This window comes from Paenibacillus sp. FSL P4-0127 (assembly GCF_038007325.1).
Taxonomy (GTDB): Bacteria; Bacillota; Bacilli; order Paenibacillales; family Paenibacillaceae; genus Fontibacillus; species Fontibacillus macerans.
On sequence record NZ_JBBOWY010000001.1, the window covers coordinates 1,569,004 to 1,588,811 of the forward strand.

Annotated in this window: 18 protein-coding genes and 1 pseudogene; all 19 read left to right on the forward strand. The window is 39.4% G+C overall.

Annotation, left to right across the window (positions count from 1 at the left end):
• The first annotated feature begins 83 nt into the window (after positions 1–83).
• Complete coding sequence (locus NYE74_RS06895; protein ID WP_341004674.1) at positions 84–1,016, forward strand: UDP-glucuronic acid decarboxylase family protein; 933 nt, start codon at positions 84–86, stop codon at positions 1,014–1,016.
• Between the two features lie 42 nt (positions 1,017–1,058).
• On the forward strand, positions 1,059–2,330 hold the full coding sequence (locus NYE74_RS06900) for a UDP-glucose dehydrogenase family protein (RefSeq protein WP_341004676.1): 1,272 nt from the start codon (positions 1,059–1,061) through the stop codon (positions 2,328–2,330).
• Positions 2,321–3,256 (forward strand): TylF/MycF/NovP-related O-methyltransferase, encoded by a 936-nt coding sequence (locus tag NYE74_RS06905; protein ID WP_341004677.1) that lies wholly within the window; start codon positions 2,321–2,323, stop codon positions 3,254–3,256. The genes NYE74_RS06900 and NYE74_RS06905 overlap by 10 nt, the downstream gene beginning before the upstream one ends.
• A gap of 28 nt (positions 3,257–3,284) precedes the next feature.
• Complete coding sequence (locus tag NYE74_RS06910) at positions 3,285–4,292, forward strand: acylneuraminate cytidylyltransferase family protein (protein ID WP_341004678.1); 1,008 nt, start codon at positions 3,285–3,287, stop codon at positions 4,290–4,292.
• Positions 4,293–4,311: 19 nt separating this feature from the next.
• Complete coding sequence (locus NYE74_RS06915) at positions 4,312–5,802, forward strand: N-acetylneuraminate synthase family protein (RefSeq protein WP_341004680.1); 1,491 nt, start codon at positions 4,312–4,314, stop codon at positions 5,800–5,802.
• 5 nt (positions 5,803–5,807) lie between these two features.
• Complete coding sequence (locus NYE74_RS06920) at positions 5,808–6,656, forward strand: TylF/MycF/NovP-related O-methyltransferase (RefSeq protein WP_341004681.1); 849 nt, start codon at positions 5,808–5,810, stop codon at positions 6,654–6,656.
• A gap of 67 nt (positions 6,657–6,723) precedes the next feature.
• A complete protein-coding gene (locus tag NYE74_RS06925) occupies positions 6,724–7,776 on the forward strand; it encodes a hypothetical protein (protein WP_341004683.1) in 1,053 nt (350 codons plus the stop codon).
• 660 nt (positions 7,777–8,436) lie between these two features.
• Positions 8,437–8,599: pseudogene (locus NYE74_RS33270) on the forward strand (DapH/DapD/GlmU-related protein); the annotation flags it as partial.
• A 132-nt stretch (positions 8,600–8,731) separates the two neighbouring features.
• Positions 8,732–9,769 (forward strand): GDP-mannose 4,6-dehydratase, encoded by a 1,038-nt coding sequence (gmd, locus tag NYE74_RS06935; protein WP_213509729.1) that lies wholly within the window; start codon positions 8,732–8,734, stop codon positions 9,767–9,769.
• 18 nt (positions 9,770–9,787) lie between these two features.
• Positions 9,788–10,738, forward strand: a complete 951-nt coding sequence (gene fcl / locus NYE74_RS06940) for a GDP-L-fucose synthase (protein WP_036619326.1) — start codon at positions 9,788–9,790, stop codon at positions 10,736–10,738.
• Positions 10,731–11,834: a glycosyltransferase family 2 protein gene (locus NYE74_RS06945; RefSeq protein WP_051985223.1), complete on the forward strand. Its 1,104-nt coding sequence runs from the start codon at positions 10,731–10,733 to the stop codon at positions 11,832–11,834. The genes fcl and NYE74_RS06945 overlap by 8 nt, the downstream gene beginning before the upstream one ends.
• A 16-nt stretch (positions 11,835–11,850) precedes the next feature.
• Positions 11,851–13,200 carry a sugar phosphate nucleotidyltransferase gene (locus NYE74_RS06950; RefSeq protein WP_036619327.1) on the forward strand — a complete coding sequence of 450 codons (1,350 nt, stop codon included), beginning with the start codon at positions 11,851–11,853 and terminating at the stop codon, positions 13,198–13,200.
• 95 nt (positions 13,201–13,295) lie between these two features.
• Positions 13,296–14,408: a glycosyltransferase gene (locus NYE74_RS06955; protein ID WP_170180038.1), complete on the forward strand. Its 1,113-nt coding sequence runs from the start codon at positions 13,296–13,298 to the stop codon at positions 14,406–14,408.
• Positions 14,409–14,423: 15 nt separating this feature from the next.
• On the forward strand, positions 14,424–15,572 hold the full coding sequence (locus NYE74_RS06960) for a glycosyltransferase (protein WP_170180039.1): 1,149 nt from the start codon (positions 14,424–14,426) through the stop codon (positions 15,570–15,572).
• A gap of 31 nt (positions 15,573–15,603) precedes the next feature.
• Positions 15,604–16,746: an FkbM family methyltransferase gene (locus NYE74_RS06965; protein WP_124333325.1), complete on the forward strand. Its 1,143-nt coding sequence runs from the start codon at positions 15,604–15,606 to the stop codon at positions 16,744–16,746.
• A gap of 31 nt (positions 16,747–16,777) precedes the next feature.
• Entirely contained in the window at positions 16,778–17,518 is a 741-nt protein-coding gene (locus tag NYE74_RS06970) for an SDR family NAD(P)-dependent oxidoreductase (RefSeq protein ID WP_115311332.1), read from the forward strand.
• A gap of 28 nt (positions 17,519–17,546) precedes the next feature.
• Complete coding sequence (pseH, locus tag NYE74_RS06975; protein ID WP_278738768.1) at positions 17,547–18,086, forward strand: UDP-4-amino-4,6-dideoxy-N-acetyl-beta-L-altrosamine N-acetyltransferase; 540 nt, start codon at positions 17,547–17,549, stop codon at positions 18,084–18,086.
• Positions 18,087–18,155: 69 nt separating this feature from the next.
• Positions 18,156–18,395 carry an acyl carrier protein gene (locus NYE74_RS06980; protein WP_124333327.1) on the forward strand — a complete coding sequence of 80 codons (240 nt, stop codon included), beginning with the start codon at positions 18,156–18,158 and terminating at the stop codon, positions 18,393–18,395.
• Between the two features lie 62 nt (positions 18,396–18,457).
• Entirely contained in the window at positions 18,458–19,807 is a 1,350-nt protein-coding gene (locus NYE74_RS06985; RefSeq protein ID WP_124333328.1) for an AMP-binding protein, read from the forward strand.
• Position 19,808: the final 1 nt, after the last annotated feature.

Consider the following 19,808-nt stretch of genomic DNA (forward strand, 5'->3'; position numbering starts at 1 on the left):
TTGATTGAGGAAGCACGTTATCATTTGAATGAAATTATTGAAATAGCTTGGAATTGGCATAAGAGAAAATTCGGAGGGCAGTCATGAAAAAGATATTAGTGACGGGTGGCGCTGGTTTTTTGGGATCACACCTAATAGATCGATTGCTAAAGCAAGGGCATGAAATTGTTTGTGTAGATAATTTGCAGACAGGTTCACTTAGGAATATTGATCATGTGATGGATGCCATTACTTTTATTCAGCATGATATTACTGAGCCTCTTCCTGAACTGGGTGAATTTGATGAGATTTATAATCTGGCCTGTCCTGCTAGTCCGATTCATTACCAAGCCAATCCAATACATACTTTTAAAACAAATATACTTGGCTCTCTACAGCTGCTTGAAATTGCCCGCAAATGTGGTGCGAAAATAATGCAAGCTTCGACTTCCGAGGTATACGGAGACCCCTTGGTACATCCTCAGCCTGAGCAATATTGGGGACATGTGAATCCTATAGGAATTCGCAGTTGCTACGATGAGGGCAAGCGTGGGGCAGAAACTTTGTTTTTTGATTATGCACGAATGTACGATGTTCGAATTAAAGTGGTACGTATCTTCAATACGTATGGTCCAAGAATGGATGCAAAAGATGGCCGTGTTGTAAGTAACTTTATTGTACAGTCGCTGCATAACAAACCGCTGACAGTGTATGGTGATGGACAGCAGACTCGATCATTCTGCTACGTGGATGATTTAATCGAAGGCTTCCTGCGAATGATGGAGACTCCGGAGGAAGTAACAGGCCCCATTAATCTGGGAAACCCGGATGAGTTCACCATGTTGGAGCTTGCCGAAAAAGTCATGAAATGGACCAAGAACAATACGGAATTAAAGTATGAGTTATTGCCTGAGGATGATCCTAAGCAGCGCAAGCCTGTCATAGAAGAAGCTAAAAGAGTGCTTAATTGGTATCCAAAAGTAACTCTTGATGAAGGACTTCAAAAGACGATCCAATACTTTGTAAATATAACTTGAATACGAAGGAGCAAATAGATTAACTCGAAGGAAGGCTTGAACATGAATGTAGCAATCATCGGTACTGGTTATGTTGGATTAGTGACGGGAGCAGTGTTATCTGAGATTGGACATACGGTTAGTTGCTTGGATATCAGTGAGCATAAAATTAATATGCTGCGGTCTGGAAAATCACCAATCTATGAGCCGGGACTTGAAGAAATTTTGCAGCGAAATATAGAGAATGGGCGGTTACATTTTACAACGAAGGCTGAGGAGGCCTTCCATACATCGGAGGTTATCTTTATCGCTGTAGGTACTCCACAGGGGGAAGATGGAGCAGCTAATCTTACTTATCTTGAGCAGGCTGCCAAGGATATTGCGCTGCATATCACGCACGATGTAGTCGTAGTCGTTAAAAGCACCGTTCCTGTTGGTACCAATGATACTGTGGAAAAATTTATTCGAGAGTATGCTAAACCAGGCTTAGAAATTCACGTTGTCTCTAATCCCGAATTTTTACGTGAAGGACATGCAATTCATGATACCTTGAACGGTGATCGTATTGTGATCGGAGCAGAAAGCGAACAAGCAGGAAATACTGTTGAGAGTTTATTTAGCCCCATCCATGTTCCTGTCTTGCGTACGAATCGAAGAAGCGCTGAGATGATTAAGTATGCCTCCAATGCATTTTTGGCGGTAAAGATTAGTTATATTAATCAAATTTCTAATTTGTGTGAAGCTATGGGAGCAGATATTCAAGCAGTAGCTGATGGTATGGGAATGGACCATCGTATTGGACGAGATTTTCTTAATGCAGGTCTAGGATATGGTGGTTCTTGCTTCCCTAAGGATACTGAAGAGCTTGTTTATTTAGGAAGAAAGAGTGCTGTATCTATGAGTATTGTGGAGTCTGCTATCCAAGCTAATATGCAGCAACGGCAATTATTTGTAAATAAGGTGATGCAGCATTTTAATGGTGATGTTAGCGGCAGAAAAATTGCAGTATTGGGGCTGGCATTCAAGCCTAACACTGATGATATGAGAGAAGCCCCATCTATAGATATCATTAAGGCCTTATCTGTTAAAGGGGCAGATGTCTTTGTGTACGATCCAGTTGTGAAGCATACTTCTTTATTGGATGACGTTGATGTGGTCTATGCCAAAAGTATTAATGACTGTGTGGAAGCTGCCGATGCGACGCTACTTATTACAGAGTGGGAACAATTTATCAAGGCAGATTGGTCGAGTTTAAGGCTTTTAATGAAATCAGATGTAATTTTTGATGGAAGAAATATGTTGCCGATCAAGGAGAGAGAGATTATATGTTATTAGTATTCGGGGCTGGGGACGGTGGGAAACGAATTCTTGAGCAGCACAGATTCCTAACTATTGATTACTTTGTTGATAATAACTCTTCGAAATGGGAAACAGACTTCTATGGATATTCAATAAAGAATCCCCAAATTTTGTCTGAACTAGATAAAAAGAATCTAAGAATTATTGTAGCATCGTCTTTTTATAGTGAAATAAAGGAGCAATTGCAGTCGTTTCATCTAATTGAGAATATTCATTTTTGGGATGGACTGAAGGAATTAGAGGAAAGACTAAGTGAGAATCCCAAAAAAGTAATAGACTCACATTTTTTTGACATCAAAAGGGAGCTGCAGAGAAGAGCTCTTGAGCAAACAGTTGATTTTATAGAGGACCATTTGGTAGATATTAAGTCTTTTGAGAGTAAGTTTGAATTATTAGAATTTGCGTTAAAAAGCTGTGAAACTGATGGATTATTTATGGAATTTGGAGTCTATACAGGAACCACTATAAACTTTATTTCTTCAAAAGTTCATAAGACTGTTTACGGGTTTGATTCATTTGAAGGATTGCCAGAGTACTGGAGAGACGGTTATCCAGCTTCGCATTTTAAAGTCGAGAAACTTCCGGAAGTAAACAGTAACGTTCAATTGATTAAAGGTTGGTTCAATAAGAGTCTGCCTCAATTTGTTGGACTCCACAATGAAAACTGTTCTTTTTTGCATATTGATTGCGATTTGTACTCCTCCACGAAAGAAATATTTAACTTATTAGAGGGGAAGATAGTAAAAGGGACAGTTATTGTTTTTGATGAGTTCTTCAATTATCCTGGTTGGCGTAATGGAGAGTACAGGGCATTAATGGAATTTGTAACCGAAAACAATATTCCATTTCAATATATTGGGTACACCAGCAATTCTCAACAAGTTGCCATCAAAATTGGTTAACAGACTGCTATATAAATGAGGTTGTATTATGAGTGAGATACTTGCCATCATACCTGCTAGATCAGGGTCTAAAACAGTAAAGCATAAAAATATTCGTCTTCTTAACGGAAAACCAATGTTAGCTTATTCTATTGAACATGCTCTTGCTTCAAAGAGCATCAATAGAGTCATTGTAAGTACTGACAGTGAAGAGTACGCGGAAATTGCCAGGCAATACGGAGCTGAAGTTCCGTTTTTAAGGCCGATGGAAATATCCGGTGACCACTCGCTTGATATAGAAGTATTTCAACACGCATTAAATTACTTAAAGGATCAAGAGCATTATACTCCTGATGTGGTTGTACAACTTAGGCCTACGTACCCCATAAGAAACGTTCTGGATATTGACGCTATGGTAAATATTATACTATCAGATGAAACATTGGATTCAGTCAGATGTGTATCCCCAGCCAGGGAACTTGCTTATAAAATGTGGCGAATGGATGATTACAATAAAATGACCCCACTGCTTTCCGATATTCCGGAAGCCTTTAACATGCCTAGACAACAGCTTCCTATAATCTATTACCAAAATGCTTGTATCGATGTGGTAAGGACAAAAGTAATTACAGAACTAAATTCGATGACAGGTAACAATATTAGAGGATACGTTATGCAACACAATTTTGATATTGATACGGAACAAGAATTCTTAAGAGCGGAGCAGTATATAAGAATATTAGATGGTAATCAACGATTTGTATTTGATATAGATGGTGTTATTGCACAATTTAGAGAAGACCTGGATTATACGAGGGCAGAACCCAACCAACAGCTAATAAAAATAATTAATAAACTGTACGATATGGGTAATGAAATTGTTTTGTTTACTGCAAGAGGATATGTGACGAAATATGATTGGGGAGAAGTAACTAAAGCCCAGATGGACAAATGGGGAGTAAAGTATCATGAGCTTATATTCGGCAAGCCTAATGCGGATTACTATATTGATGACAAAATGCTGGATATAGATTTCTTGCATTGGATTTTCAACTGATAAATAAGGAGGAATTGGCGTGAGTGTATTTGATGATTTGGTTATTTTTGAAATGGCGAATAGCCATCAAGGCAGTGTAGATCACGGTATTAATATTATAAAAGAAATGGGGAAGATCGCACGCAAATATAATGTTAAAGCTGCTGTCAAGCTGCAATATCGTGACTTAGATACACTTATACATCCGGATTATAAAGAGAGAGAAGATGTTAAGCATATTCCAAGATTTATGAGTACTCGTCTTTCTTTTGAGCAGTTTTGTGAACTTGTAGCTGCAGTGAAGGATGAAGGTATGGTAACCATCAGTACTCCGTTTGACGAAGAAGGTGTGAAATGGTGTGTTGAACAAGGATTGGATATTATTAAAATCGCAAGTTGTAGTTCTTTGGATTGGCCGTTGCTAGAGGAAGCATCACAGACGGGCAAGCCATTGATTATCTCAACTGGTGGAAAAACAATATCTGACATCGATAAAATATATAATTTCTTCACGCATAGAAATGTTGAGTTTTCATTATTGCATTGTGTGGCTGAGTATCCTGCCCCATTAGAACGGCTACAACTGGATTTTATTGACCGCATGAAGAGTCGGTACCGTAACGTTCAGATTGGCTATTCAGGGCATGAAGATCCTGATGATCATATAGTGTCTATGCTAGCAGTAGCCAAAGGAGCGAAAATATTTGAGAGACATGTTGGCCTTCCAACTGAAACTATTACTTTAAATGCTTACTCTATGAACCCTCAGCAAGCTGATCAGTGGGTTAACTCTATTGTTAAGGCTCGGAGTATTTGTGACTTGAAGAAAGACAATACGAAATATATTAGCCAGGAGGAAATCGATTCACTGAATTCGTTAGTTAGAGGAGTATATGCAAAGAGAAAAATAGTTGAAGGTGAAGCACTAACAAAACATGATGTGTTTTTTGCAATGCCCTATCAGGAAGGTCAACTCGCGAGTGGTGATTTTTATGAGGGAATCATTGCATCGAGAGATTATGAAGTGAATAACGCAGTTTATGAGAAAAAATATATTTCAGACATTAAGAGTGCCAGAAGTGTTATACATGATGCCAAAGGAATGCTGTTTGAAGCTGGAATCGCCGTTGGCAATCAATTCGAGTTAGAACTATCGCATCACTATGGGATTAGTAATTTTAGACAATTCGGTGCTCTTATTATTAATATTGTCAATCGTGAGTACTGTAAAAAACTAATTGTTGTGCTACCAGGACAAAAGCACCCTCGTCACTATCATGAGGTAAAAGAAGAGACTTTCCAATTATTATATGGGGATTTGGAAGTGGAAATTGACGGTAAAAAGACGCAAATGAAACCTGGAGATATGCAAACCGTCCTAAGGGGACAAGTACATTCATTCTCTTCTAAAAACGGAGCTGTTTTCGAAGAAATATCAACTACTCACGTGAAAAATGATTCTTACTATGAGGATAATAACATTCGTAATAAAGATCCTATGGAGCGAAAGACGATTATTAAGGAGTGGTAGTTGGAATGAAAAAAACTTTAATTTGGGGGGCAACTCCCTCTATTCAAAGTATTTTGCAGGAGGTTGAACGAGAGTACCTAGTTGTAGGTTTTTTGGATAACAATTCTGAGAAATGGGGATCCGTTGTTTTCGATAAAAATGTTTATTCACCATCGCTTATTTCTACAATCGACTTTGACTACATTGTTATTGCCAGTCTTTCGAGCATGGATAGTATCAAGCAGCAAATTATTAACTTGGGTGTATCCGAGGACCGAATATTAACAAAGTATGTTGAAAATAGAGTTCGAGCAAGAATAAATTTTCTAAGGAATTTATCCATACAGATACGAGATGATTCGATTTCTGGAAATGTAGCCGAAGCTGGTGTGTTTCAAGGGGATTTTGCAAGCCATATAAATAAGTATTTCCCAGATAAGAAGTTATACTTATTTGATACTTTTAGTGGTTTTGATAAACGGGATATAGAAGTTGAACAAATGCATAAATTTTCAAGTGTTGCCGAAGGCCATTTAAACAATACTTCTGTTGATATGGTTTTACAGAAGATGAAGTACCCTAATAATGTTGTAATCAAAAAAGGATATTTTCCTGAGACTGCAGTAGGATTGGAAGAAACCTTTTGTTTTATAAGTATGGATCTTGATTTATATAAACCTACTATTGAGGGCTTGCAATTATTATGGGATAAGTTAAGTGTGGGAGGGGTTATTTTAATCCATGATTATTACTCAGTTGGATATTTAGGTATTAAGCAGGCAGTTAAAGAGTTTAGATTATCGGCAGGAGTAACAGCTGTTGTTTTTCCTATAGGCGATGATTGTAGTATTGGATTAATGAAAGCTAAGGATTGAACGAGCAGTATTATAATAAAGGGTTTTTCCTTAACTCGTAAAGTTATTTCAAATGGGGTGACCTCACGTGAGGACGATTTGGATAGGAGCTTCAAGTTTAGCCAACAAGCTATTAAAAAAATGGCTAAAGGTTAGCGAAAAATATTCGCCTCATGTTATTTTAGATAACGATATTAATAAAGTTGGTACTCTTTTAAATGGTATCCCAGTGGATTTAGTTTCAAATATACGACATTATCTTGTTGAAGATTGTGAAATTATAATTACATCCTCTTATGTATCAGAAATAAAAGCCCAACTAGAAAAAATGAATATAACTAATGCGATAGATTATATAGAAAAGGAACGGGATGTTAACATCCCTATACTGTCAAGAAACAAGCAACTATACTCACAAAAAAAATCTAACCGATGTTTTGTTATCGGAAATGCTCCTTCATTGAATTTAATAGATTTAAATAAGATTCTAAAAGAAGATAAAATAATGGTGAACAGTTTTTATAAAAAAGCAGAACTATTGGATTTGAAGCCAAACTTTTGGGTGCTGGCCGACCCCATCTTTTGGTTAAATGAAGAGGAATTCTTTGAACCAATAATAAATGTACTTGATAACTCACTGGTTGATACCCGATTGTTTATCCGGGATGAAGCAATGTCTTCCTTGGAAAGAGATATATACAATAAGGAAAATATTTATTTTTACAACATGAATGATTCTAATGATACTTTGGACAATGATATCGATTTGACAAGATCTGTTCCTCATTTTGCACAAAATGTAATATCGCCAGCACTGATGCTAGCAATATACTTGAAGTATGATGAAATAATCCTTATCGGTTGCGATCATACCTGGTGGGGTTATAGTAAAGAAGAGATAGAACAAGGAGTAATCCAACCCCATATCTACACAAAAAGTGAAAGTGATATAGCTCATAATATGAAGACTTTTCAAAATTATGGATATGAGGGAATTCAAGAAACCATTGAAAGACAAAAGTATGAGTATATGGAATTAGACAGAGTTGCCAAGAAAAATAACATAAAAATTATAAACGCAACTAAAGGTGGTTATTTAGAAATATTCGAGAGAATGGATTATGAGGATTTGTTTAAATAGGCTTGATTCAAGACATTAATTCTTGTGGAGTGATTAAAGGTGTATATAGATGAATCAACCTTATTTAATCAGGTAATAACCACGAATAAAAAAATGGTAATCTTCGGTACGGGTTCGCTGGCTGAAAAGTTCATTTTGAATAATATGTGGCTATATAAGTATGTTGGTTTTTTTATCGATAATAATCCTCGATCCTCATCTTATATGAAAAAAGAGGTTATCTCGTTTAAGGATTTCCGAGAGCAGAAGAATTTATATGATTATTTTATTGTTGTCGCCAGCTCATTTTATAAAGAAATTTTCAAGCAACTTCATGGCATTGGATTACAAAAGAACGATCACTATATACAGATTTTTGAGAAAGAAATTGATCAGCAAACTACAGTAAATCGTGTAGTGAACGGCGTGCAAGTAGGAAGGTTCACATATGGTTACAGTAAACATTGCTATCCGAACTCCATTTTAAAACAAATTGGTTCTTTTACTTCAATTAATGAATCTGTTCGTATAGGCGAAGTAAATCACCCGTTAAATTTTATTACAACGCATCCCATACTATATACTCCTGAGAATGAAATTCTAGGTTATGAGGGTGTGCCGGGAATTCTTCCTAAAGAAGAAGTTATAGATGTATACAATATTCCTTCCAACAAAAAGGTAGTTATTGGGAACGATGTTTGGATTGGCGCAAACGCCGTAATATTGCCAGGAGTTACCGTTGGGGATGGAGCGGTAATTGGTGCGGGGGCAGTAGTTACCAAAGATGTACCTCCTTACGCAATTATGGGAGGAGTTCCTGCTAAGATTATTCGTTACCGTTTTACCCCAGAGGAAATCGAAATATTGCTCAATATTAAATGGTGGGAATGGGAGATTGAAGAGATTAAAAGCAAGGCACATTTGCTTAAGAATCCGGCTCTTTTTTTCAAAAATATGGACTAAGTAGGGAGATACAATGAAAAGAGCTTTTATCACAGGTATCACGGGTCAAGATGGTGCCTATCTGACAAAACTATTGTTAGAGAAAGATTACGAAGTGCACGGATTAGTAAGACGATCCTCTATCGATCGATATGATCGAATAGAGGAATATCTATATCATGAACGGATTCGTCTTCATTATGGAGACATGACAGACTCATCTAACGTTATCCGATTAATGGCAGAAATAAGACCGGATGAAGTGTATAATCTGGCTGCAATGAGTCATGTCAAGGTCTCTTTTGATACGCCGGAGTATACGGCAAATGCAGACGGAATTGGTACTCTGCGTTTGCTTGAGGCGATACGTATTCTAGGGCTGGAACAGACGACAAAGATATATCAGGCATCTACAAGCGAGTTGTATGGGAAAGTCCAAGAAACACCCCAATCTGAATCTACACCCTTCTATCCACGCAGCCCATATGCAGCTGCTAAAATGTACGCCTACTGGATTACGGTTAACTACCGTGAGGCGTACAATATGTTTGCTTGCAACGGCATATTGTTTAATCACGAATCTCCAATGCGTGGTGAGACCTTTGTCACCCGCAAAATTACAATGGCGGTAGCTAATATTAAGTATGGATATCAGGATTGTCTATTCTTGGGGAATCTGGACGCCAAACGTGACTGGGGGTATGCGGGAGATTATGTTGAGGCGATGTGGCTGATGCTGCAACAGGATATTCCGCAAGATTTTGTGATCGCAACCGGCGAGACAAGAACAGTGCGTCAATTTGTTGAGTTAGCCTTTAAGGAGGCAGGGATTGATATCGAATGGCATGGGGAAGGGGTACATGAACAAGGGATCGATCCGACAACCGGAAAGGTAATTGTGGCTGTAGACCCGCAATTTTTCCGTCCTACTGAAGTAGATCTACTACTCGGCAATCCGGCGAAAGCAAAGAATATTCTTGGTTGGAGTCCTAAAACTAGCTTTAACGAGTTGGTAGCTATGATGGTTCAAGAGGATCTTAGAAAAACAGCGAGCAAAGGCAAACACAATTAGCTTGAAAAGGTGATCGAAATGCAAGCAAATTCTAAAATTTATGTTGCTGGTCATCGTGGATTAGTAGGTTCTGCCATTGTGCGAAAACTGAAGGCGAAAGGCTACAACAACATACTAGGGAGAACTAGTCAAGAGCTGGACTTACGTGATCAGTCGTCAGTTAAGCGATTTTTCGAAGAAGAACAGCCGGAGTACGTATATCTAGCAGCTGCAAAAGTAGGCGGTATTCTGGCTAATTCCACTTATCCGGCACAGTTCCTATACGATAATCTTATGATTCAATCTAATATTATTGAAGCAGCTAGGAACTATGGTGTTAAGAAGCTGCTTTTTTTAGGAAGCACTTGTATTTATCCTAAATTGGCTCCTCAGCCGCTTAAGGAAGAATACCTGCTTACGGATGAATTGGAGCCAACCAACGAGCCATACGCCATAGCGAAGATTGCTGGCATAAAAATGTGCAATGCTTACAATAAACAATACGGTACGAACTTTATGAGCGTCATGCCTACGAATCTATATGGTCCCAATGACAATTTTGATTTGCAGAACTCGCACGTGTTGCCGGCATTAATGCGGAAAATACATGAGGCCAAAACAAACGGAAGTGAAACGGTCACCATCTGGGGCAGCGGTACACCTTTTCGTGAATTCCTGCATGTAGATGATTTGGCAGATGCCTGCGTCTATCTCATGGAAAATCACTCGGCAGAGGAAATAGGCACCTTCGTAAACATTGGCACTGGTAAAGAAATCTCTATTCGAGAGCTTGCAGAACAGTTGTGTAGTAATATTGGCTTCGAGGGAACACTGGTTTATGACTCAACCAAACCGGATGGTACGCCAAGAAAAATAACTGATGTGACAAAGCTGGAACAATTAGGTTGGCGTTATTCCATTGAATTAGAGGAAGGGGTTCGGGATACCTATCAATGGTACCTCGAGCATGTGGTGAACAACGATGAATAAACCTAAAATTTCTGTTGTTACAGTCTGTTATAATGCTGCCGATACGATCGAGCAGACCATTCAAAGTGTACTAAACCAAAGCTATTCTAATTTGGAGTATATTATCGTGGATGGTGCATCCACAGATCATACTTTGGATATTATTCATAAATATAAGGATCGTATAAATACCATTGTATCTGAACCTGATCATGGGATATATGATGCCTTTAATAAGGGCGTACAATTGGCCACCGGGGATTTTATTAACTTTATGAATGCGGATGATTTTTTCTCATCCGGACAAGTTGTTGCAGAGGTGGCCAATTACTTAGTATCGAATCCTGATGTGCTCATGCTTCACGGCAACGTGAGAGTGATGAATGATGCATTGGGGATTTGGCATATCGACGGACAACCGATTACAGTTGATGATATGAAAAACGGTAAAATGTGCCCTCATCAATCAGTCTTTACACATAAGAAGCTTTTTGAAGAGTTCGGAGGCTTTGATGTAAGATATAAAATTTTAGCGGATGTCGATTTTACTATTAAATGTATCAAAAAATACGAGGCTCATTTTGCGTATGTACCACTGGAAATAGCAACCTTCAGGCTTGGCGGTGTAAGCACCCATGTTCATCACGAAAGCAGAATGTATAACGAAAATGCAATTATTCACTTGGAGCATTTCCAATGTATTCCTAAACAGGCTTCTGATTATTTAGATAATGTAGATTTGGTCCAAAGCAGTAACCATTATCAATTATGGCTGCAAAACATACTGTTGGGCAATGCTGGCGCTGCCTCAAAGCTGCTGGCCAAGAATCTTGATAAAGTTATCATATTCGGTACGAGAAAGCTCGCAACATTTTTATATCTTGATCTTCAGAAGCAAGGCATTGAGGTGGAATATTTTTTGGATAATGATCAGAGAATGCAAGGAAATATGATGCATAATATTCCAATTATTTCGCCCCAGGAGCTGGATGCAACTGCCGAGATGACAATTATAGTATCTGTTGAAAGACATTCTGTAATGAGTGAAGTAAAAGGCATATTAAGTGAACGATTCACAAACGCTCAATTATACACTTGGCAAGAGCTTATCTCGTAAATCCTAGGGGAATATTATGAAAATTATATTGTTATCGGGCGGATCAGGTACCCGTCTATGGCCGCTATCTAATGATTCACGAGCAAAACAGTTCTTAAAGGTGCTTCATAATCAGGAAACCCATGAGATGGAATCGATGCTGGAGCGTGTCTATTGCCAGCTATTAAAGATTGTATCCGCGGATGATATTATTATTGCTACCAATAAGCTGCAGGTGGATATGATTGCTAATCAGTTGGGCAACATTCCGATGATTATTGAGCCAGAGCGTAGGGACACATTTCCTGCAGTGGCGTTAGCCTGTTCATATTTGTATTCCCATGTCGAGATTGCAAAAGATGAAATCGTCGGCGTTGTGTCCGTAGACACTTATGTGGGCACAGAATTTTATAGGATGCTAAAGGACTTGGAGCAGCTTGTTCGAACAACCGATGCTCAGATAGGTCTAATCGGAATTAAACCCACTTATCCTTCTTCAAAGTATGGTTATTTGATTCCTAGAGAAGTTCAGAACTATATGAGGGTGGGGCGCTTTAAAGAAAAGCCTACAGAAGAAGAGGCGGAGCAGTTAATCGCAAATGGATCGTATTGGAATAGTGGTGTTTTTGTATTTCAACTGCAATTAATTATGGATCATCTTGAGAATCTGAAGATGCCTGTCAGCTATGAGGATTTATTGGACAGGTTCACGATGTTGCCGAAAAAGAGCTTTGACTACGAACTGCTGGAGACTTTAGATTCTATTGTAGCTCTTACCTATGAGGGTTATTGGAAGGATCTTGGGACCTGGAATACATTGACGGAAGAGATGTCTCAAAATGTGATAGGCAACGGCGGTCTCAGTGATGATTGCCATAATACCCATATTGTCAATGAGCTCGAACTGCCTGTAAAAGTCTTAGGGATATCTAATGCGGTTATTGCTGTGAGCCCGGATGGCATATTGGTCACAGATAAGCCGTCAAGTTCCCGTATGAAGGATATGCTGCATGAAGGCTTGTTCTCAAGACCCATGTACGAAGAACGGCGCTGGGGCTGGTATAGAATATTGGATTATTCCAAGTCAGAGAACAATGAAGTGTTGACTAAACGTCTCTGTATCAAGGCAGGCTATCATTTCAGCTATCATTATCATAATATGAGAACTGAGGTATGGACTATTACGGCTGGAAGAGCCACTCTGGTCATAGACGGCATAGCTCAAATGGTAACGGCAGGGGCCGTGATTGAGATTCCGAGCGGTACCAGACATTGTTTACAAGCCCAGGAGGATACGGAGTTAATTGAAGTACAGATTGGAAGGGTAACGGTCGATGATGATATTGTCCGCCTGGAGGAAGATATTCAACATATCCTCACTATTTAGGCAGTGGTGAGCTTTAAGTTATAAAATCCCTATGTGCTTGGATACAGGTTGATGGAATTATGATTCATTGTATCCCGGCTTTGAGGAGGAACGCAATGCTGGTCTCTGTGTTAATCAACAACTACAATTATGAGGATTTTATTGTCCAATGTGTTGATTCGGTTCTTAATCAAACCTACAAGGATATTGAAATTATCGTATATGATGATGGATCAACAGATCATTCCCTAGAGAAATTATCACAGTATTCAGATATCAAGGTGATCTCCAAGGCGAACCACGGAAAATCCAATAATTTAAATCAAATGAATGCTGTCTATCAGGCATACCTGCATTCCAAAGGGGAGTACATATTCCTTCTGGATAGTGACGACTGGTTTAAAAGTAACAAGGTTGAACATATTATTAATATTTTTGAGAGCAATCCTAAGCTGGAAGTCATTCAGCATGCGTTGGAGGAAGTAAATTCCCAGGGGCAATCGAACAACGCAATCATTCCGGTGTTTAAGAATGTTCAGAATTATAAAGAATATATTTATTCATCTGAATCTCTGTTTCATTTATTCTCCATGACAAGTGGTTTGGCGTTCCGAAAAAGTTTCTTTGACAGAGTTATGCCTTTGCCTGAGGATGAATTGATCCATCTATGTGTGGATACCAGATTAATGATTATAGCGGCTTTGACCTCAACCATTCATACCTCGCTTGAGCCTTTGGCTTACTACAGGAGGCATGGCAAGAATACTTGGGGGAAGATGGCGGATCCGGATGTTCATAAAGTATATACAGAGCAACTCTATAACTTTTTTAATAGCTGTGCTCAAAAATATGGTATGCCAACCATTCAGTACACAACAGAAAGTTTCTTGGAAAATACCTATTTTTATAATCAAATCGATATAGAAAAGTGTAAACATTTTATTGGCGATGACCATTTTTGGATTTGGGGAGCAGGAGAGGCTGGGCAAAGCGTGTGTCATGCCTTGATGCCGCATCAGCCATTGATGAGTGGTTTTATAGATAGTGAAGCGAAGAAGCAAGGGCAGTTTGTGCTAGGTAAGCAAGTATACGCTCCACATAACATCGTAAATGCGTCCCCAAGTAAAGTGCTTATTTCTCCGTATCATGCCTATAACGCGATTAAGGCAACACTTACGGAAGCGGGATGGGTTGAAGGAATGCATTTTATTGATCCATATTTTAGGTGAATAAGGAGATCTATGATGAAGATATCCGCAGTTATACCTGCTTATAACGCTGAAGAGTATATAGAAAAATCGATATCCAGTTTAATCCTTCAATCCCAAACGCTGCACGAGATCATTATCATTGACGATGGTAGTTCCGATGATACAGTAAAGATAGTAAAAGCCCTACAAAGAACCTATGAGCACATTGTACTCCTGCAGCAAGCCAACCAAGGAGCATCGGCCGCAAGAAATACAGGCCTAAACAATGCGCAGGGTGACTGGATTCTTTTCCTGGATGCAGATGACGAATGTGCACCTACCCTGATCGAGACCTATACCCGGTTTTTGCAGGAGAATCCAGCGCGTTATTGTGCAGTGTATAGTCAGGCCCTTCAAGTGGATGAGAGAGGAGAAGCCATATCGGGAATATTTAGCGGTTACGATCTTCATGGACAGGAGGGGTTCGTCCAAATGCTGCTGCGTAACCCGATTATTTCCCCGTCCGGGAGCTTGGTTAAGAAGGCTATCCTGGATGAGATGAATGGTTTTGACACATCCATTAAGTACGTGGAAGATGTTGACTTCTGGTTAAGACTACTACTGAATGGCAACAATATTGGTCATGTGTGCGAGCCGCTATCTTTCATCCGTAGACACTCTAGTAATACGACGGCGAATATCGAATCGACGAGACATGGTGAAAAAAGGCTGTTAGATAAATTCGGGCTTGGAGTTATTAAAGAAACGATTTATGAAAGAAGATATACAATTGATCATAATCATTTAGATTATGTGAATTTCTTAATTCGATTTGAAAAATGGCCGGAAGCCGAGCAATTACTGGAGACAGTACAAATAGAAGCTTCAGATGATAAATATGGCTCTTATCTATTTGTGAAAGCACTTGTTGCGCTGCAGGTTGGAAAGTATGAAGTCGCGAAAGACCTGTACTTAGCAATTATCAAATGGAATAATACTCATGGCGCTGCTCTCAATAATATCGGCGTTCTGTATGCGGAAAACAACGAGCTAGAGAAAGCTAGAGAATCGTTCAAGCTTGCGCTTCAATATTATCCAGGTTATCTGGATGCTGCCTATAATTTAGAACAACTAGATACAGAAACTCCCATATTTCGTTTTACCAAACGAGAGTTAAGAAAAAGCTTGTTAAGATATTCTTGAAATATATTATTCAAACGAAAAGAGGCTGGCTATGGATTTTTATAGCAGTGTACAGCAATTAATCCGAAGTATGCCGGTAGACAACACATTTTATATGAATCAAACCATTTTACAAAGCGATAGGGTAGCAATATTTGGCGCTGGAAGTTTTGGACAGGATATGGCACAAAACCTCTTGAAAGCTAACAAAAAAATCGAATTCTTTATTGATAATGATGAAAAAAAACATCACAATTATATTTGTGGCATAGAAGTAGTTTCATTAGACCATATTTTAGGGATGAAGAAGGATGATCTCCTTATCATTATTTGCAGTACATGGCACAATGAAATAAGACAACAACTATTACATGCTAATGTATCAAATTTTATTGAAGCAGATCCTGTTGTTATTTCTAAATATTGTTATAAATATTCAGCGGTAAGAGAACAGTTTGAACGTTTTTTTACGAGAGAGCAAGATAAATTTGATGCAGTTTTTCATATGTTGGAGGACCATTCATCAAAGGAGCTCTTTTTACATTTAATTGCGTATCGCGTTTCAGGAAATATTCATTGTTTGAAGATATCGGATTTCAAGCAATACGAGCATCCGATTGTTAGACCTGAGAAGAGAGATGTCATTATAGACGGTGGTGGCTATATCGGTGACACTGCGCAACAATTTAATAAATTATTAGATGCTGATTGTCATATTCATTCCTTTGAACCATCAAAGGATAATTTTAAGAAGATGAAAGAATGGATAGAGAATAAAGGTATACAAAATGTAACGACCGTTCAATCAGGTTTAGGAATCGAAAATACTGAGTTGTATATGAATTCAATCGAAGGTGAAATTAATCCGTCTAATATAATCGTTGAACAGGGAAATGAAAAGGTTAATATTATGGCAATTGATCGTTATGTAAAAGAATATGCGCTACAAGATGTTAACCTTATTAAATTGGATATTGAAGGGTTTGAATTATCTGCATTACAAGGAGCGGATAAAACCATACAAAATTTTGCTCCGAAGATACAAGTATGTCTATATCACAAAAAAGAAGATTTAATAGATATTCCGTTGTTTTTTTATAATAAATACAAGGACAAGCATTACAAATTTTATATTGGTCATCATACGGACAACTATATGGAAACCGTTTTGTATGCAATCCGCGCGAAAAAATAAAGTTTCAGATATACAAAGGATGATCCGTATTATGCTGAAAGGAAAAAATGTATTTATCACAGGTTCTACAAGAGGGATTGGACGCTCAACTGCTTTCGTTTGCGCAGCAAATGGGGCGAATTTAGTGCTTCATGGTCGGGATCTTTCTGTGCTTAAGCAAGTCAAGGAAGAAATTACCGGTAAATACCACGTTGATGTTCACTTACTAGCTTATGACGTTTGTGATCCCGATGAAATAAAAAACGCATTTGTATGGATCAAAAAAAACTTAGGTAGATTAGATGTGCTTGTCAATAATGCCGGCGTGATGGATGATGCTCTGCTGGGCATGGTGAATGAGCGGCAAATGGAGTCTACCTTCTCGATCAATATCGAAGCAGTGATCTATCATATGCAGTATGCCTCTCGCTTGATGACCAGACAAAAGCAGGGCTCAATCATCAATGTCAGTTCTATTATCGGCAGAACGGGTAATGCGGGACAAGTAGTGTATGCCTCTAGCAAAGCAGCCGTGATCGGTGCGACCTATTCGGCCGCCAAAGAGCTTGGCGTGCATAATATCCGAGTCAATGCCGTTGCTCCGGGCTTCATCGATACCGATATGACCAAACAGTTTTCCGAAGAGGTGTATAAACAACGATTGAGCGGAATCAAGATGAATCGAATGGGAAGGCCGGAGGAGGTTGCTAACACGATTCTGTTCCTCGCCTCCGACCTCTCCTCTTATGTCACGGGACAAGTCATTGGTGTGGATGGCGGCATGGTGATTTAATACTTAATGGCTAAACGGTGGTGAGTTTGTGATTACCTTTAAGAAGCTGGATGAAGGTGATTTGGAGCAGGTACTGGAGTGGCGGACAAGCGAGCATGTAACCCGATATATGTATACCGATATTGACAAAAATCTGGATAATCAAATGAAATGGTATAAGGCTATTTCGAAGGATGACACGCAGTATTATTGGATCATTGAATATAAGGGTACGGCAATTGGTTTGATATCCATTAATAACCTGGATAGGATTAACCGGAAGGCTACATCTGGCTACTATCTTGGCGATCTAAGATACTCAATGATAGCAGGACACATTCATCCTTATCTTTATAATTTTGCTTTTTTTCAGCTGGGCTTAAATAAGCTCTATGCCGAAGTTATGGAAGGCAATGACGGCATAATGAAAATGCATCTTCACCACGGATATACACATACGGCTATCTTTAAGGAGCACATTTATAAATACGGGCATTATCATGATGTACATTACTTTGAATTGCTGGCCTCGATCTGGAAAGAGAACTGTCAGAAATTTCATAGGTTTACTGCACAGTTTACGCTGTAATACATCTAAAACGATAATGAGCAAAGACCGATATATGTTATATACGTCTTTAGTTAGGTGGGTAAAGAGATGAATAATGAACAAAAGCTGCGCGAAATCTTTGCGGAAGCGCTGCAAATCGATATAGAGCAAGTAACGGACGGTTTATCCTACAATAGCATTCCCGAGTGGGATTCGATTGCGCATATGACCTTGATTGCAGAGATCGATAATGTGTTCGACACGATGTTGGATACAGATGACGTGCTGGACATGAGTTCTTTTGCCAAGGCCAAGGAGATATTAGCTAAATACGACGTACAGTTCTAGGGATCAAGGGTGTGGTTAAGTGACCATGCCCTATTCTTTTACAGCCTTGAAAGGAGATTGCGATGTTTTTCAATATACTACAATATGGGGAACAATGCGCTGTAATTACGGAGCAACGCATGCTGACGTATGCTGAGCTGCAAGCCTTGGCTGATCAGTATGGCTTTCGATCTGACAATAAAGAACTGGTTCTGTTGCTCTGTGATAACGAAATAGAGATCGTGGCCGCTTATGTGGCGGCCTTGCAAGCGAAGCAGGCTGTAATGCTGCTGAATGCTTCTACCAATAGTGAACTTTTAAATCATATCGTTATAACTTATCAGCCGAAATGGATCGTTGCCTTAAACGAACTGACCTTTGATGGATACCGTCAGCGTGGCAATGTATTAGAGCGCGAACAGCATTCCGGAGCAGCCATTCATTCCGAGCTTGCCGTGCTGCTTAGTACATCCGGCACTACGGGCAGTCATAAATTTGTACGCTTGTCCTACGCCAATATACAGTCCAATGCCGAGGCCATCGCACAGTACCTGGAGATTGATGCTAGCGAGCGGGGAATTTTGAATCTGCCATTATCCTATTCGTATGGATTATCGATCTTGAACAGTCATTTTCATGCTGGAGCCGCCGTACTGCTAACCGGGGAAAGCGTTGTTGCCAAAACGTTTTGGAACTTCGTGCGGGAACAGCAAGCGACCTCCTTGCCTGGAGTTCCATTTACGTATCAAATGCTGGAACGAGTAGGCTTCTTTAAGATGGAGCTGCCGTATCTGCGAACTTTAACTCAGGCTGGCGGACGTCTGGAGGAACGATTGGTGCGTCTCTTGGGCGAGTACGCCAAGGAGCAGAGAAAACGATTTTTCGTCATGTATGGCCAGACCGAAGCTGCGCCGCGTATTTCCTATATTCCTAGTGACAGAGTATTGGATAAGCCAGGATCCATAGGCATCCCTATTCCCGGCGGCAGGCTGGAGCTTGCGTCAGATACAGGAGAACTGATCTACTATGGTAGCAATGTCATGTTGGGCTATGCGGAGTCGCTTGCGGATTTGGCCAAGGGCGATGAATGCGGCGGGGTGCTGTATACAGGCGATACAGCTACCGTGGATGAGGAAGGATTTTTTACGATTACGGGAAGAATGAAGCGGTTCATCAAGCTGTTTGGTCTTCGTATCAACCTGGATGAAGTAGAAAGAAAGCTGGAGGCACTGCTTCAACAGCCGATAGCGTGTGTCGGAAACGATGACAAACTGCTTGTTGCAACGGAATCCAGTCAGCATGTCGCTGAGATCAAACAACATGTGGACCAGCTGTATAAGCTGCATCCCACAGCCTACAGAGTGATTGTGGTCGATGAAATTCCGAGATTGGCCAATGGCAAAATTAATTATCAGGCATTAAAGGGTGAATGAT